We start from the raw sequence: 14118 nt of genomic DNA, 5'->3' as shown, positions 1-14118 counted from the left end.
GGCGTGGCGTTCTTAGACTGAGTTCCTCTATTTCAGCGGATGTTTGGACACCCGCTGAAAGAAGTTAAAAGGCAATCCGCTGTCAAACAAGCAGATTGCCTTATTTTTTATCCCGCATTAACGGGCAGTAAGTTTCACCATAAAATTTTGCAAAATTAAAGAAATAAGATGAGATTAAAACTGCCCGTAAACGCCCGATTGGTGAAGACTAATAATCAGTGGGGATGAAAAAAATCCCCACTGATTAAAGTTTCACTTATTGTTTTACATCATTATAAGCATCAGATTTTTCAAATGCTGCAACTACATACGAGCAAACAGCCTCCATTTTATAACCTTGCTCACGTGCATAAGCTGCGGCATGATCTAACAATTTTTTGGCCACGCCTTGACCACGGAGCTTATCTGATACATATGTGTGATCCATTACCATTACTTGACCCTTTTGCTGCCATGTAATTTCCGCTAATCTTTCCCCTTCTTGCTCATAGACAAAAGCAAGTTTATTTTCCGCTAGCTGTTGTAATTGAAATTCCATTTCTCACCACTCCTTTTTATCATAGTAACATAGCCTTTTTCATGTAGCACTTCAAAAAGTCCCACCCCTTGAAAAAAAAGAATCTGCTCACTTTTCTCTAGTAATCAGGAGAAAGTGTTGCAGATTCTTTTCTATGAATTAATTAAACCATGATGCAATTGTATCCTTTAAATTAGCAAAGAAATTTTTCACACTTGCCCAGAATCCTGTATCTTCCATTAGCGATCCGAATTTATCTTTAATCGTACTGCTAATATCGTCTAATTGTTTAGACCATTTACCAAAATCAATGTCTAGTTTACTAATTTTGTTCATCAAATCAACTAGCAATTGACGGTCCTTATCACTTAAATTAATTTCAAGCTTGTTTAATTGCTCTTGCACAATCTTTTCAACCTCTTCTTTAGTTGCTGGCTTTGATTCTGCAATTTGTTTTTTGATTTCTGTTAGTAATTCCGCAACCTTAGCATCGTCCACGCCTGCCGATTGCGTTAGAGTAGTTGCTACTGATAGTTCGTCATTTGCAACATCTGTACGATCAGTATCAAGCTTTTCACCTGTTGTTACTTCGTATGCTTTGTATATTCCCACAAGCGCTGAATGACCTGTTACTGCTTTAGGTGCAGCCACCTGTACTGTTGCATCTTCAATACCTGCAGTTAGCATGGCATTTGCATACATTTCAGAAGTAACCTGTGTAATATTTGATGGTGTAACAATTTCAATAACTAAGCCTTCTCCTGCATTCTTGCGCGTAATTTTGGCAGAAGAATACATACGAGAGCTTGAATTACTATCTTTAATATATTTAGCTAAGTCTTGACCTGAGACTGTTATTTCTTCAACTTCAGGCTCTTCGTTCACTTTTAATGACTCTTTAACAGACTCTTTTTCAGCCTCAGATAAGTTTGCACCATATACGACGATTGGTACTCCTAATTTTTCATCAATTGCTTTAGGTGGCGTATTATCTGCTGCAAAACCTGTTGCTGGTGCCATCACGCCAAACACTAACATAGTCGCAGTTAGTATTTTTATCCACGTTTTTTTCAAATTGTGTGACCCCTTTCGTTAGAAAACTCATTTGGCCTGTATAATGTTTGCCAATTAATTATGCCTCGGCATAATTGATTTCGGAGGCTTTAGCCCAACACGATGTTGGTCACTCAGTCGTGTGTTGTTGCTGCCGCTGCGCTTTCGCACAGATAAATTGCCACAGGACGTGACGTTCTTAGACTGAGTTCCTCTATTTCTGCGGCAGTTTGGCCACCCGCCGAAAGAAGGTAAGCAATAATTAGTACGAAAAAAAGACGAGAAGGTTTCATAGTAGCTCTCGTCATTTTCTTTCACTTCATCTGGCAGTCATTCACCATACCTTAGATATATGAATGTCTTCCTGCACTAAATTTCCTCTGTCCAACCATTTTGTTGTTTCACCTTACCAGCTTTCAAAAGTGTACCTAACGCACGTTTAAATGCAGCTTTACTCATATTAAACATTTCTTGAATTTCATCAGGTGAGGATTTATCGCCAAATGGCATTTTGCCCCCAACGTCCTGTAAATAATTTAATATTTTTTGTGCATCATCTGAAATGCGTTCATGCTTACGTGGTAAAAGTGAAGCATTCATTGAGCCATCATCTTTTACATCAATAATACGAACATCTACGTCTTGTCCAAGACGAGGTTCTGCATTACGCTCTGACTCATGAACAAAAATACGGTACGGAATCTCCACACCTAATAAAAATGAGCCAATTGGTAATAAACGATATGGACGTGCCTTAATGTTTTTATTATGCAGTTCTTCAAGTGCACCTTCATACAATTCCGAAATTTTTTCTTCAGTTGCTAAACGTCCAAATAAATCACCATTGCGATCTGTGCGTAATGTCATAAATAAATGGTCGCCTGGTGCTGGCCAAAGCTCTTTTACTGCAGGTAAATCTTCAGCCTTTACTAGTACCTCGCGTGACGTTCCGATATCTACAAAGGCCCCTTCATGCTCGACTACTTTTAGAACACGAGCCCAGCCATATTCCCCTTGTACGAAAGATGGTATAGCTGTTGTTGCTGCTAAATCGCCACGACGATCCGCAAATAAAAAGACTTCAAGGCGGTCACCTACTGCAAGTGGCTCTGTTACCTCTGAAGCATTTAAGGGCAGTTCGTCAACTCCATTTGTTAAGATCCATTTCGATGCTTGTTGCTCTAATACAGTTAATGTAACAACTTCACCTGATTTTAATTCGTTCATATTGTCTTCCTTTCCCTCTTACCATCATTTTCACAAAAACTTTAGAAATTATGATGTGTTCTAGATGCCTCTAGTTTTTTAACGATGTCCGGATTTTCTTCCATTACCTGCACAAGATCCGCAATTCGATCAATTGAGTTCCAACTTAAATGATGTTCAATTCCTTCTACATCATCGTAAATTCGCTCTTCATCTACACCAATGATTCGCAAAAATTGCTCTAGAAGCTCATGGCGCTGTACAAGACGTTTTCCTAGCTTTTCTCCTCTAGGCGTCAATGTAAGGCCACGGTATTTTTCATAAACTAAATAACCATCTTTATCTAATTTTTGAACCATTTTTGTAACAGAAGAAGGAAGAACAGATAATGCTTCAGCAATGTCAGACACACGAGCATACCCTTTATTAGTAATTAATAAGTATATTTGTTCGATATGGTCCTCCATACTTGGTGTTGGCATATCCTATTCCCTCTCTTTCCTTTTCTTACTCTCTAGTTTACTACAAGCTTGCCTTAAAAGTTAACTGAAAATACATATGCCAGAAAATCAATACATGTGCAACATAAAAAGAATCAACTTCATATTCTGGCTCCCATGTAGTTGGAAAATTTGTGTCAATGAAATTAAGGTATCATTTTAAATAAAGTATGCTTTTCGGCAAAGCAAGGGGTTGATTTCCGTTCCAGGCTACTCGCTTTCCCACGGGAATCGAGTAGACTTCCACTCCAATCAACAATAGCGTAGTGCTATTATAAATTTCATGCATTTCAAAAGTGAACGCTTTGGCTACTCATCATATTCGAACTGAATAGACATACAACTTAACGGGTTTGTATCGCTTCGCTTTCGCACATAAAACATTTGTTGCTGAAGTTTCATTTTATCATTATAAATTAGAGTGTCATGTCAGGAGATACACGTAATTGAATGGGTTGATCTTCGTTACGACTGGGCGACTCCTTGGGGATCAGCAATAGAGGAACGCAGGCTAAAACCATCACGTCCTGTGATAACGCCTTCGTGACCAACATCGGTGCCGCTGCCGCTTCGCTTTCGCGCAAAAAACATCTGTTGGCCCGAGACCCTGCAGCGAAGCGAAGCGGCTCATCGGACGCCCCCAGGAAGCTTTGCTCTGTGCGAAAGCGAAGCGTCAGCAATTGTTTTATCTGTGCGAAAGCGTAGCGACAGCAACAACAAAGCGCCCAGTCGGAACGGAAATCAACCCCTCACTTTGCCGAAAAACCATACTTTATTTTAGACATACCTTCAATTGACCCTATTCTTTTTCAAAAACGCGAAAAGCCAACTTCATATTGAAGTTGGCTCTTCCTTATGCCGAGGATACTTATTTACCACATGTAATGCATGAATAATCTCTTTATTGATTCGTTCGATATTTTCAGGAGTATTCATCATTTTAAATGCTTCATCTCGGGATTCCATAGATGTAACATACTTACTAGGCAATGCATTCAGTGTAAGTGCCACTGCGTCAAGTTCACAGATTTCACATTTACAAAATGTTTGATATTCCGGTCCTCGTAGTAGAAAACTTACTAAACCACACACAATTTCCTCTGTAACATTTACTAAAATAGGATCTGACATATTCAAACCTTCGCCTCATTTATATTTAATTGTTACATTATTCCTGAGACCATAATAGCGTTAACAAAGCTTTTTTTCAAGAATCGCTAGTAGCATCTATATCAATAAATATTACTAGCCCCTCAGAATGACTAATTTCCTACACATTTCCACCGGATTATATCTTATTCACCATTTCTTAGATTTGATTAATCGTAATGAGTTAAAAACAACTATTAATGTAGCACCCATATCTGCAAAGATTGCAATCCATAATGTTAGCCATCCTGGGATAACGAGTAACAGGGCAACAAATTTTAGGGCTAGGGCAAATATAATGTTCTCTTTAATAATGCGTAATGTTTTTCTACTTAAACCAATTGTATAAGGAAGCTTAGTTAAATCATCACCCATTAATGCGATATCCGCAGTTTCTAGTGCCGCATCAGTGCCAGCACCGCCCATTGCAATACCAACATTGGCTGAGGCAAGTGCAGGAGCATCATTGACACCATCTCCTACCATCGCCACTGCGCCAAACTGTGCACGTAAATCTTTAATGGCCATTAATTTTTCTGCAGGTAATAAACTTGCTCTTACATCTGTCATATTTAAAGAAGTTGCAATTGCCTGTGCTGTTGGTTCTGCATCACCTGTTAGCATAACTTTATGCTTCACTTTTAAACCATTTAATTTATTTAAGACATCTTTACTTTCTTGACGTAATTGATCAGCAATACCAATCATCCCAATAAACTGATCATTACTAACAGCTGCTACAACTGTTTTACCCTGTTGCTGAAGTTTTTTAACCTGTTCTTTTATCGTTTCATCAACAGTCGTTAATGTAGCAATCCATTTTAAGCTTCCTACATAAATTGTTTGACCATCTACCGTTGCATAGGCACCCTTGCCTGTTACGGATTGAAAGTCTGTTGGTATAAGCTCTGCTAAATTTTTCTCATGCAATGCCTGTAAAATTGCTTTAGCTAATGGATGCTGTGATTGCTTTTCAACGGCCGCTACTAGCTGTAAAGCATAATCCTCAGACACTTCCTGCGATGTAAAAATATCTGTTACAGCAGGTTGACCTTTTGTAAGTGTACCTGTCTTATCAAATGCTATTACTTCAATATGACCAAGCTGTTCTAAATGGATACCACCTTTAATAAGAACGCCTTGTCTAGCAGCATTCCCGATTGCCGTAACAATAGCAACCGGTGTAGAAACAACCAGAGCACATGGACAACCTACAACAAGAACTGCCAATCCTTGGTAAATCCAATGTTGCCAATCACCTATAAATAAAGGTGGTATAACCGCTACAAGTAAAGCAACAATCATAATTGCAGGTGTGTAGTATTTCGCAAAGCGATCAACGAACTGCTGTGAAGGTGCTTTTTCAGCCTGTGCTTCTTCAACGAGGTGAATAATTTTTGCAATTGTTGTGTCCTCTACTCGCTTTGCCACAAGAACCTCTAGGGCACCTTCTTCATTTAGAGTTCCTGCAAATACTTCGTCATCGACTGTTTTATTGACCGGGATAGATTCACCTGTAATCGCCGCCTGATTCACCGCTGACAACCCACTAACTACAATTCCGTCCATAGCAATCTTCTGGCCAGGTTTTACGATTAAAATGTCGCCAATTTCAATCTCCTCCGTCGGCAGCTCCATTTCATGGAAATGCTCGCCATGCGCCCGCTTTATCGTTGCTGTTGGTGGAGCTATATCCATTAGCTGACGAATCGATTGACGCGCCTTATCCATCGAATAGGCTTCAAGTGCTTCACTTACTGCGAATAAAAAGACAACAACGGCAGCTTCTTCCCATTCACCTATAATAGCTGCACCTATTACTGCAATGGTCATCAACGTCTTCATATCAAATTCAAAGCGTGCTAGATTGCGGAAACCTGTTTTAAAAATTCCAATTCCACCAACTAGAATCGCGATGATAAACATCCCAATAGTTAACGGTTCAGTTTCACTACGCATTGCTCCAAATACATATCCAAGCATTATGAATAACAAAGAGATTCCAGCTAATATATTTTCCGTTTTCCGATAAAAAGGTGTTGATTTTTCAATTGTTTTTGCTGTTGATTGGGATACTTTTATGCCATCGAAGGCACCTGCTTCTTCAAGTTGATCAACATCAATATCACCAATAACTGTTATTTTAGAAGCACCAAAATTCACTTGTGCATCCTGTACCTCTGGAATAGCCTTCACGTTTTTTTCGAACTTTGCTGCACAGCTGGCACAAGATAAGTTTTGAAGTCTATATTCTTGTTTAGTTGGTGTCGCTGCCATTTGCAATCCCCTCTTTCACATGTTCGTAGGCAACCGTTACAATTTGATACACATGCTCATCAGCTAAAGAGTAATACATCTGCTTTCCTTTACGATATGATTTCGCTAAATTATTATCTTTCAAATAACGTAAATGATGCGATGCTGTTGCTACTGACGAGCCGATTATAGAGGCAACATCACAAACACATAATTCATCTTCAACCGTTAAGGCATACGTAATTTTAAGTCTTGTTTCATCAGATAATGCCTTTAAAAATTTAGCTACTCCCGATAGATCTGGCATTTGCTGTTGTACCTTAATGACCGATTCTTCATGAACATGTGTTATCTCACATACTTCTTTTGGCATTTTCTCACCTCATTCAAATATTCGTTTGATTGTTTTCAACATAACATAATATCCCATCATATTCAAACAAATATTTGAATGTAAATGATTTATATCACAAATTTAAAAATACATTTATTTGAATTGCTAACTTATAAATATAAAACTAAAAAGGCTATCACTTCAATGTGATAGCTTTTTCATGTTATTTTGTTAATGAATTTAAGGTGTCATATTTGTTCTTCGACAAAACGAGGGGGTGATTTCCGTTCCGACTGGGCGCTTTCCTGGGGGCGTCCGATGAGCCGCTTCACTCGCGTTGCTCGCTCCAGGGTCTCATCTGTGACGCTGATCCCCAAGGAGTCGCCCAGTCTCCACTCCAATCAACCACTTCACTTACCATGTCCTAATCGAGTGGCTACTTAGCTATTATGTCGTTGAATATCCTTAATCAATTCACTATCTGACAATTTTCCAATTTTAACCAGAATAACAAAGTGCATAAATAAATAAATAGTTAAGTTTTGAATCTATTTCAAAAAACTCCTTTCTACTCGAAATAGAAAAGAGTTTTGTTGTCTTAATATAAAAACCTATAGATTCTTATAGCCTCTCATCCTATTTTGCTTTTAAACGTAACGTTTTACCTTTAATATCTTCTTTCCTCACAAACGTTTGATGATAATCTCCATTAGCCCAATCCATTACTTGATCTTGGTACCAGGCAGATTTTACATGTCCACTCTGTCCCGGACCAACGATATGATAGGCTGAGCTTAAATCACCAACATCTACAACAAAGCGCCATGATGCCCCGTGATCAACATTACCAGCTAAATCATTATCAGCAGCCTGAACAGTAACCTTTGAGCCACCAATAGGAACCTTTTTAGCATTAAAATATGCCGCAAGAATCGGCGAAGCTTTACCTAATGTATGGTCAAAGGTAAGTTGATGGAAGTCACCCCATTTCCATTTCGATACGTTTTTTCCGAATTGATCTTCTATTTGTGCGATAGTGAGCTCTAACGCCTTGTAAACTGTTGCATCGACTCCACCCTGCTCCTCGATCCATATGCTATTCTTACCGGCATAAGCTGTACGTAAAAGCTGGTCAGTAATATTAAATTTCCCATACATTAATTCATACATATCTTCTGGCATCTGACCCTTAAATAACACTTCCTGTAACTTTTCCATTAATGTATGGAACACTAATGGCGCGCCTGAATCCTTTGCATCTACCATATCCCAATTCTCTAATAATTTAATAACATCTTTATATTTTCCATCCTGATCTTGTGCTTTTATCGACGTTAATAAATATGGTAAAAACTCACGAGCATATAGGTTATGCTGATCCATTTGTAAGTTCATCATATCTTCCACTGTTAAAGAATCGTTCGCCTCTAAGACTTCCTTAATCCGTTCAAAACGATAAGGCTGTGCCCAGAAATCTGTTATATGATAAGGATATTCTTCCCCAATGACTTCATTATTCGCTGTTGCAATAAAGCCTTCATCTGGGTTTACTACAGTCGGAAGCTCATTCCATGGGATAAAGCCCTCCCACCCAAAGTCACTAGAATCCCCCGGTACTGGTAATTGCCCGTCTCCTTTTTTTCGAATCGGAATTTGACCATTCGCTTTATAGGCAATCGTGCCATCCTTTGATGCAAAGACAAAGTTTTGAGCTGGTGCCTTAAAATCCTCTAACGCTTTTTCAAATTCATTCCAGGATTTTGCCTTATTAAAGCCTAGTACTGCACGTAGCTCTGTCGTAGGCTGCAGTGCCGTCCACTGCATCGAAAATTGTGCTGTAGGCTCAGTATCTTTAAAAGCTAAATCTGTCATGATTGGGCCATGGCGTGTGACAACGACTTTAAAATCTACCGTTTCTCCGTCCTTTACCTTAATCGGTTCATCACGTACCTCTGCTTGCTCCCACTTGCCATCATAGCGGAACTGTATTGGATTATTCGGATTTGGTATTTCAATATATAAATCCTGTACATCAGGTCCAACGTTCGTTACTCCCCATGCAATGTTATCGGTGTGGCCTAAAATAATTCCTGGAACACCTGCAAAGATTACGCCACTAACATTTTGCTCAGGAGATTGTAGATGCATTTGATACCAAATAGATGGTGTACTTAATCCTAAATGTGGATCATCCGCTAAAATTGGCGTACCGTTTTTTGTTTTCTTCCCCGATACAACCCAGTTATTACTACCGTTAAATTCATTTGGCAACAGGTCTGCATTAAAATGCCCTGCCACGGCTACTGGATTTTCTTTATTTGCCTGAAGAATGGATGAAGCGTTTTTAGGATACTTTATAAATAATTCTTTAGCTTTTTCTTCATCAAAGTTTTGTAAAGCCCAATGACGGAACGCAAGCGTATTCCAATTACCACCTAAGTCATAGGCCATATATTTACCAATAGTAAGAGAATCTACAACGGACCACTCCTCTGGTTCGTAGCCTAGTAATGCAAATTCATAACTTAATCTATTATTTTTCTTTGCCTGTGCAATAAAAGCATTGACACCATCTGCAAACCACTCAAGCACCTGTCTACTTTCTGCATCATAGATAGATAATGATTTTTCAGCTGCATCACGCAAGCTAAACGTTCGGAAATGTTTGTCAGTATCAATAGTTGCCTCACCGATTATTTCCGACAAACGACCACTAGCTTGTCTTCGCGCTAAATCCATTTGAAACAGTCGATCTTGTGCTTGAACATAGCCTTGTGCACGATACAAATCTGCATCTGTCTTAGCAAAAATATGAGGGATTCCCTTGTCATCCCTTGTGACAGTTACATCTTCGTCTAGCACACTCAACGAAAGCTCTCCATCAATTACTGGTTTTGATTTATTCATAAACCATGTAAATCCGATAAATGCAACAATAGCTACTACAGCTAAAAATCCCGCTATAACCAGTAGCCACTTTTTCCATGTAAACTTTCTCACATCTCAACCCCCTTTTTGCAATATATTCTTTTACCCGCTTTCAAATCCTTTTAAAAGTTTTGAAATTTAACTTCTTTCAGCGGGTGTCCAAACCCCCGCTGGAATAGAGGAACTCAGGCTAAGAACTTCACATCCTGTGAAAACGCCTGAGTGACCAACATCGTGTTGGCCCAAAGCCTCCGGCGGATGTCATGGAATCGGAAAGGAGTTCACAGAGGATGTTAGCCTAAAATCATCGCATCCATGCGATAACGGCTAACTGACCTGCATCGTGCAGGCCTAAGCACAAAGCCGATTCAAGACACAATTATGCCGAGCCATAATTGATTATTTATTGCGTTGCAGTATAAAAAAAATCGTATTTCCTTTTAGAAATACGATTTTTTATGTTGTTAAAAAACTATTGTGTCAATGAAATTAAGGTGTGATATTAAATAAAGTATGCCTCTTCGGCAAAACGAGGGGTTGATTTCCGTTCCGACTGGGCGCTTTCCTGGGGGCGTCCGATGAGCCGCTTCGCTTCGCTCCAGGGTCTCGGGCCAACTTTTGTGCGAAAGCGAAGCGGCAGCGGCACCGAGGTTGGTCACGAAGGCGTTATCACAGGATGTGATGCTCTTAGCCTTCGTTCCACTATTGCTAATCCCCTAGGAGTCGCCCAGTCTCCACTCCAATCAACCACTTCCCATAGCATGTATCTTCTGGCATGTCATTCTAATTTATAGTGATAAAGCGAAACTTTAACAACAAATGTTTTATGTCCGAAAGCGCAACGACAGCAACAAATGTTTTTTCACTTGACCATTTTGTTTTTCATAGATATTACTGACCAAGCTTTAATTCGATTGGGCAATGATCACTGCCCATAATCTGTGAATGAATACTTGCCACATTTATGTTGTTCTTTAGTCTTTCAGAAACAATAAAGTAGTCGATACGCCATCCGATATTACGCTCGCGTACTTTATTCATATAAGACCACCATGTATAGTGGTCTGTCGTATCTGGATGCATGTGGCGGAATGAATCCACAAAACCACTTGCCAATAGCTCCGTCATTTTTTCACGTTCTTCATATGTAAAACCTGAATTACCGACATTAGACTTCGCATTTTTTAAATCAATTTCCATATGTGCAACATTTAAATCACCACAGTAAACTATAGGTTTCTTGGAATCTAGCTCTTTTAAATATAACGCTAATCGATACTCCCATTTTAAACGAAGAGGTAATCTCGCTAAATCACGCTGTGAATTTGGGGTATAAACATTCACTAAGTAAAAATCTTCATACTCTAGTGTAATAATTCTTCCCTCTTCCTGCGATTCATCCTCACCAACGCCATAACGTACTGCAAGTGGGGTATGTTTTGTAAAAATGGCTGTACCTGAATAACCTTTCTTCTGTGCATAATTCCAATATTGCTCATATCCCTCAAGAGAAATCTCCACTTGTTCAGCCTGACACTTTGTTTCTTGAATACAGAAAAAATCTGCATCTACATGATTGAAGAAATCTAAAAACCCTTTACCTAAGCAGGCTCTAATTCCATTAACATTCCATGATATAAACTTCATTTTCTGTTTCACTCCTCAAAAAACGCCCTCCACCTTTAGTGAAGGGCGTAGTATCCTATAAGTCGTCACCAACGATTTTTACTTCTGTTTCTAAATCGATGCCAAACTTTTCTTTAACTACTCGTTGTACCATTTTGATTGTTGCAATATAGTCAGTAGCCGTTGCATTACCTTTATTAACAATAAAGCCTGCATGCTTCGTTGATACCTCTGCATCACCTACGCCTTTTCCTTGTAAGCCACTTTCTTGAATAAGCTTGCCAGCAAAGTGACCTGGAGGGCGCTTAAAAACACTCCCTGCAGATGGGTATTCTAACGGTTGCTTAGATTCTCGCTGACACGTTAAATCAGCAACTTTTGCATCAATTTCTTCCTGTACACCTTTTGCTAATTGAAATTCAGATGATAATACATAATACCCCTTCTTGGTAATGATACTTTGACGATAACTAAGTTCAAGCTCATCTTTCGATAATATTAAAATTTCGCCTTCTTTTGTTAATACTTTCGAAGAAATAATAATATCCTTAATTTCACCGCCATATGCACCTGCATTCATTGCCATAGCTCCACCAACTGAGCCAGGGATACCACATGCAAATTCAAAACCTGTTAAAGATGCTGCCGCAGCCAGTTTCGATACATCCTTAATAAGTGCACCGCCTTGCGCGTAAACATGGTTACCATTAATGCGAATCTCATCTAAAAATGAAAATGTAACAACGATCCCTCGATGACCGCCATCACGAACGACCATATTAGATCCATTACCTAACATTAATAAAGGTATATTATTCTTATGGGCATAGCGAATAACCGTTACTGCCTCTTCCTCTGTTTCAACGAGAACGAAAACATCCGCTTTACCGCCTAATTTTGTCATAGTATATTGCTGTAATGATTCATCTAACTTAATATTGGCTGGATTAACGCTCTGTGCTAAATCCGCCACCCATTGTTCTTTTGTCATGAGAGCTAATTCCTTTCTAACGTCCTTCTTACTCTACACTAGTATGGATTTAGAACCCTAATTTGACAAGTAAAATGAAGGTTATTTTTTATCTCGCCTTAACGGGTAGCGAGACTCCCCGTGCAGAGATGATGAATATGATAAAGAAAGTTCATGGTCATTAGTATTACATATATCCATGTTTATCTATCCATCAGAAATTTCGAGATAGACTTCACAATTTTAAAGCCAGCTCGTTGCCCATGATTCGATATTGCGGATTGCACCTTCTAAAGCCCAACCTTTATCTGTCAAAGAATACTCAACACGCACTGGTACCTCTGAATATACTTTTCTCTCAACAAGCCCTTCTTTTTCCAGCTCTTTTAAACGTTCGGATAATAAACGGCCACTTACAGGTAATGCAGTTTCAATCTCGTTAAAGCGCTGTGGTCCATCTAGTAATTGATATAAAATCAGCCCTGTCCAGCGTTTTCCGATTAAATCCATTGCTTTAGCTAAACGAGGACATAAATTTGACTCACTCATTTTTTTCACCTCTTATGTACTCTATTGTAACGATTATTTTTAAAAAAGTAAATTTGAAGTAACTTATTTACTTACAGTAATTTGTTTACTATTTTTTATTTAATTACTAAATGTAACTAATGGATGTTTTATCATTTAAATACAGACTAATGATGCCATAGAAATTAACCATGACCGTCCGATTAGAGGCGAGTCAAGGTCGTCTAATAACAGCAATGAAAATGGCAACTTACTTCTAAATAGATGCACATGATTTTATTATTATGACTCCTTCCATTGTTGTATCCCCTTTGTAAAAGAAAAGATTACGTACGGTTATGACGTTATGTTGACAAAACTGTCTTTCGCGAATCAGAGTTTTTATAATCATTTTAAACATTCACAAAAGAAACTTTTATCAATGTAATATTTTCTCATTTTTTCAAAAAACTCATTGAATATCTGAATTGTTTCATTTATTATTCGTGTAAGATACTGTTTTAGGGGGCTTTTCCAATGCAAAAGTATGCGATTGATTTTAGTCATTCAACTATTGGCTTTTCTGTACGACATATGATGGTATCAAAAATATATGGTGTATTGAATCGTACAATGCAGAAATAGCTGTGTCAGATATTGAACAAATGGCGGATGCAAACATATCATTCACAATCGCTGTTGCTAGTGTTTCTACGAAAAACTTTGATCGCGATGTGCATCTTGTATCTCCTGATTTTTTTGACGCTGACATTTATCCAAAAATTTCATTTACGTCTACATATATTGAAAAACTAGAAGATATGAAGTTTGCTATTTAAAGACATAACGAAGCCTATCGTATTTACAACAGTATATACAGGGAACGATGTAAATCCATGGGCGCAAGAAGTACATGGATTCCAAGCTAAGGCACAAATTGACCGTCGAGATTTTAATTTATTTTACAAAAATCTCTTAGAAACAGGTGGTGTATTAATTAGTGATGTAATCGATGTTGTGGTGGATCTTGAAATAAATCCTTTATAACGACTTCAAGCACATATTTCATAGA

Annotated in this window: 13 protein-coding genes and 1 pseudogene; 2 read left to right on the top strand and 12 right to left on the bottom strand. The window is 38.4% G+C overall.

The genetic code is table 11. The features are described 5' to 3' along the window. Window positions 1-256 precede the first annotated feature (256 nt). From ABH968_RS09595 to ABH968_RS09540, 12 genes are all read right to left on the bottom strand, one after another. Window positions 257-538, bottom strand: a complete 282-nt coding sequence (locus ABH968_RS09595; RefSeq protein ID WP_370043831.1) for a GNAT family N-acetyltransferase — start codon at window positions 536-538, stop codon at window positions 257-259. Window positions 539-676: 138 nt separating this feature from the next. Next, a complete protein-coding gene (locus ABH968_RS09590) occupies window positions 677-1591 on the bottom strand; it encodes a DUF1002 domain-containing protein (RefSeq protein WP_370043830.1) in 915 nt (304 codons plus the stop codon). 113 nt (window positions 1592-1704) lie between these two features. After that, complete coding sequence (locus tag ABH968_RS09585; protein ID WP_370043829.1) at window positions 1705-1878, bottom strand: hypothetical protein; 174 nt, start codon at window positions 1876-1878, stop codon at window positions 1705-1707. Window positions 1879-1939: 61 nt separating this feature from the next. Further along, on the bottom strand, window positions 1940-2797 hold the full coding sequence (locus ABH968_RS09580; RefSeq protein WP_370043828.1) for a CvfB family protein: 858 nt from the start codon (window positions 2795-2797) through the stop codon (window positions 1940-1942). Between the two features lie 41 nt (window positions 2798-2838). After that, window positions 2839-3258, bottom strand: a complete 420-nt coding sequence (gene mntR / locus ABH968_RS09575; RefSeq protein WP_053481939.1) for a transcriptional regulator MntR — start codon at window positions 3256-3258, stop codon at window positions 2839-2841. An 849-nt stretch (window positions 3259-4107) separates the two neighbouring features. Next, complete coding sequence (locus ABH968_RS09570; protein WP_370043854.1) at window positions 4108-4407, bottom strand: late competence development ComFB family protein; 300 nt, start codon at window positions 4405-4407, stop codon at window positions 4108-4110. A 168-nt stretch (window positions 4408-4575) separates the two neighbouring features. Then, window positions 4576-6702, bottom strand: coding sequence for a heavy metal translocating P-type ATPase (locus ABH968_RS09565; RefSeq protein WP_370043827.1), 2127 nt, complete (start codon window positions 6700-6702; stop codon window positions 4576-4578). After that, on the bottom strand, window positions 6683-7054 hold the full coding sequence (locus ABH968_RS09560) for an ArsR/SmtB family transcription factor (RefSeq protein ID WP_370043826.1): 372 nt from the start codon (window positions 7052-7054) through the stop codon (window positions 6683-6685). Before ABH968_RS09560 ends, ABH968_RS09565 begins: the two co-directional genes overlap by 20 nt. 597 nt (window positions 7055-7651) lie before the next feature. Further along, window positions 7652-10015 (bottom strand): penicillin acylase family protein, encoded by a 2364-nt coding sequence (locus ABH968_RS09555; protein WP_370043825.1) that lies wholly within the window; start codon window positions 10013-10015, stop codon window positions 7652-7654. Between the two features lie 819 nt (window positions 10016-10834). Further along, window positions 10835-11590 carry an exodeoxyribonuclease III gene (locus ABH968_RS09550; RefSeq protein WP_370043824.1) on the bottom strand — a complete coding sequence of 252 codons (756 nt, stop codon included), beginning with the start codon at window positions 11588-11590 and terminating at the stop codon, window positions 10835-10837. Between the two features lie 55 nt (window positions 11591-11645). Next, a complete protein-coding gene (gene murB / locus ABH968_RS09545; RefSeq protein ID WP_370043823.1) occupies window positions 11646-12560 on the bottom strand; it encodes a UDP-N-acetylmuramate dehydrogenase in 915 nt (304 codons plus the stop codon). A 222-nt stretch (window positions 12561-12782) separates the two neighbouring features. Next, window positions 12783-13088, bottom strand: coding sequence for a winged helix-turn-helix transcriptional regulator (locus tag ABH968_RS09540; RefSeq protein ID WP_370043822.1), 306 nt, complete (start codon window positions 13086-13088; stop codon window positions 12783-12785). Window positions 13089-13583: 495 nt separating this feature from the next. Here ABH968_RS09540 and ABH968_RS09535 point away from each other — a divergent pair. Continuing rightward, window positions 13584-13885: pseudogene (locus tag ABH968_RS09535) on the top strand (YceI family protein). Further along, window positions 13875-14093, top strand: a complete 219-nt coding sequence (locus ABH968_RS09530) for a YceI family protein (protein ID WP_370043821.1) — start codon at window positions 13875-13877, stop codon at window positions 14091-14093. Before ABH968_RS09535 ends, ABH968_RS09530 begins: the two are co-directional and overlap by 11 nt. The last annotated feature ends 25 nt before the right edge of the window (window positions 14094-14118 follow it).

This window comes from Lysinibacillus sp. RC79, from assembly GCF_041262405.1.
In the GTDB taxonomy this organism is placed as follows: Bacteria; Bacillota; Bacilli; order Bacillales_A; family Planococcaceae; genus Lysinibacillus.
The sequence above is the reverse complement of the archived record's forward strand: the minus strand, read 5'-3'. Positions and strand labels throughout refer to the sequence as shown.

Excerpts from the sequence above, each read along its gene's own strand:
- ABH968_RS09585 (WP_370043829.1), bottom strand. The coding sequence starts at position 1,878 with ATGACGAGAGCTACTATGAAACCTTCTCGTCTTTTTTTCGTACTAATT.
- mntR (WP_053481939.1), bottom strand. The coding sequence starts at position 3,258 with ATGCCAACACCAAGTATGGAGGACCATATCGAACAAATATACTTATTA.
- ABH968_RS09560 (WP_370043826.1), bottom strand. The coding sequence starts at position 7,054 with ATGCCAAAAGAAGTATGTGAGATAACACATGTTCATGAAGAATCGGTC.
- ABH968_RS09540 (WP_370043822.1), bottom strand. The coding sequence starts at position 13,088 with ATGAGTGAGTCAAATTTATGTCCTCGTTTAGCTAAAGCAATGGATTTA.
- ABH968_RS09565 (WP_370043827.1), bottom strand. The coding sequence starts at position 6,702 with ATGGCAGCGACACCAACTAAACAAGAATATAGACTTCAAAACTTATCT.
- ABH968_RS09595 (WP_370043831.1), bottom strand. The coding sequence starts at position 538 with ATGGAATTTCAATTACAACAGCTAGCGGAAAATAAACTTGCTTTTGTC.
- ABH968_RS09550 (WP_370043824.1), bottom strand. The coding sequence starts at position 11,590 with ATGAAGTTTATATCATGGAATGTTAATGGAATTAGAGCCTGCTTAGGT.
- ABH968_RS09580 (WP_370043828.1), bottom strand. The coding sequence starts at position 2,797 with ATGAACGAATTAAAATCAGGTGAAGTTGTTACATTAACTGTATTAGAG.
- murB (WP_370043823.1), bottom strand. The coding sequence starts at position 12,560 with ATGACAAAAGAACAATGGGTGGCGGATTTAGCACAGAGCGTTAATCCA.
- ABH968_RS09570 (WP_370043854.1), bottom strand. The coding sequence starts at position 4,407 with ATGTCAGATCCTATTTTAGTAAATGTTACAGAGGAAATTGTGTGTGGT.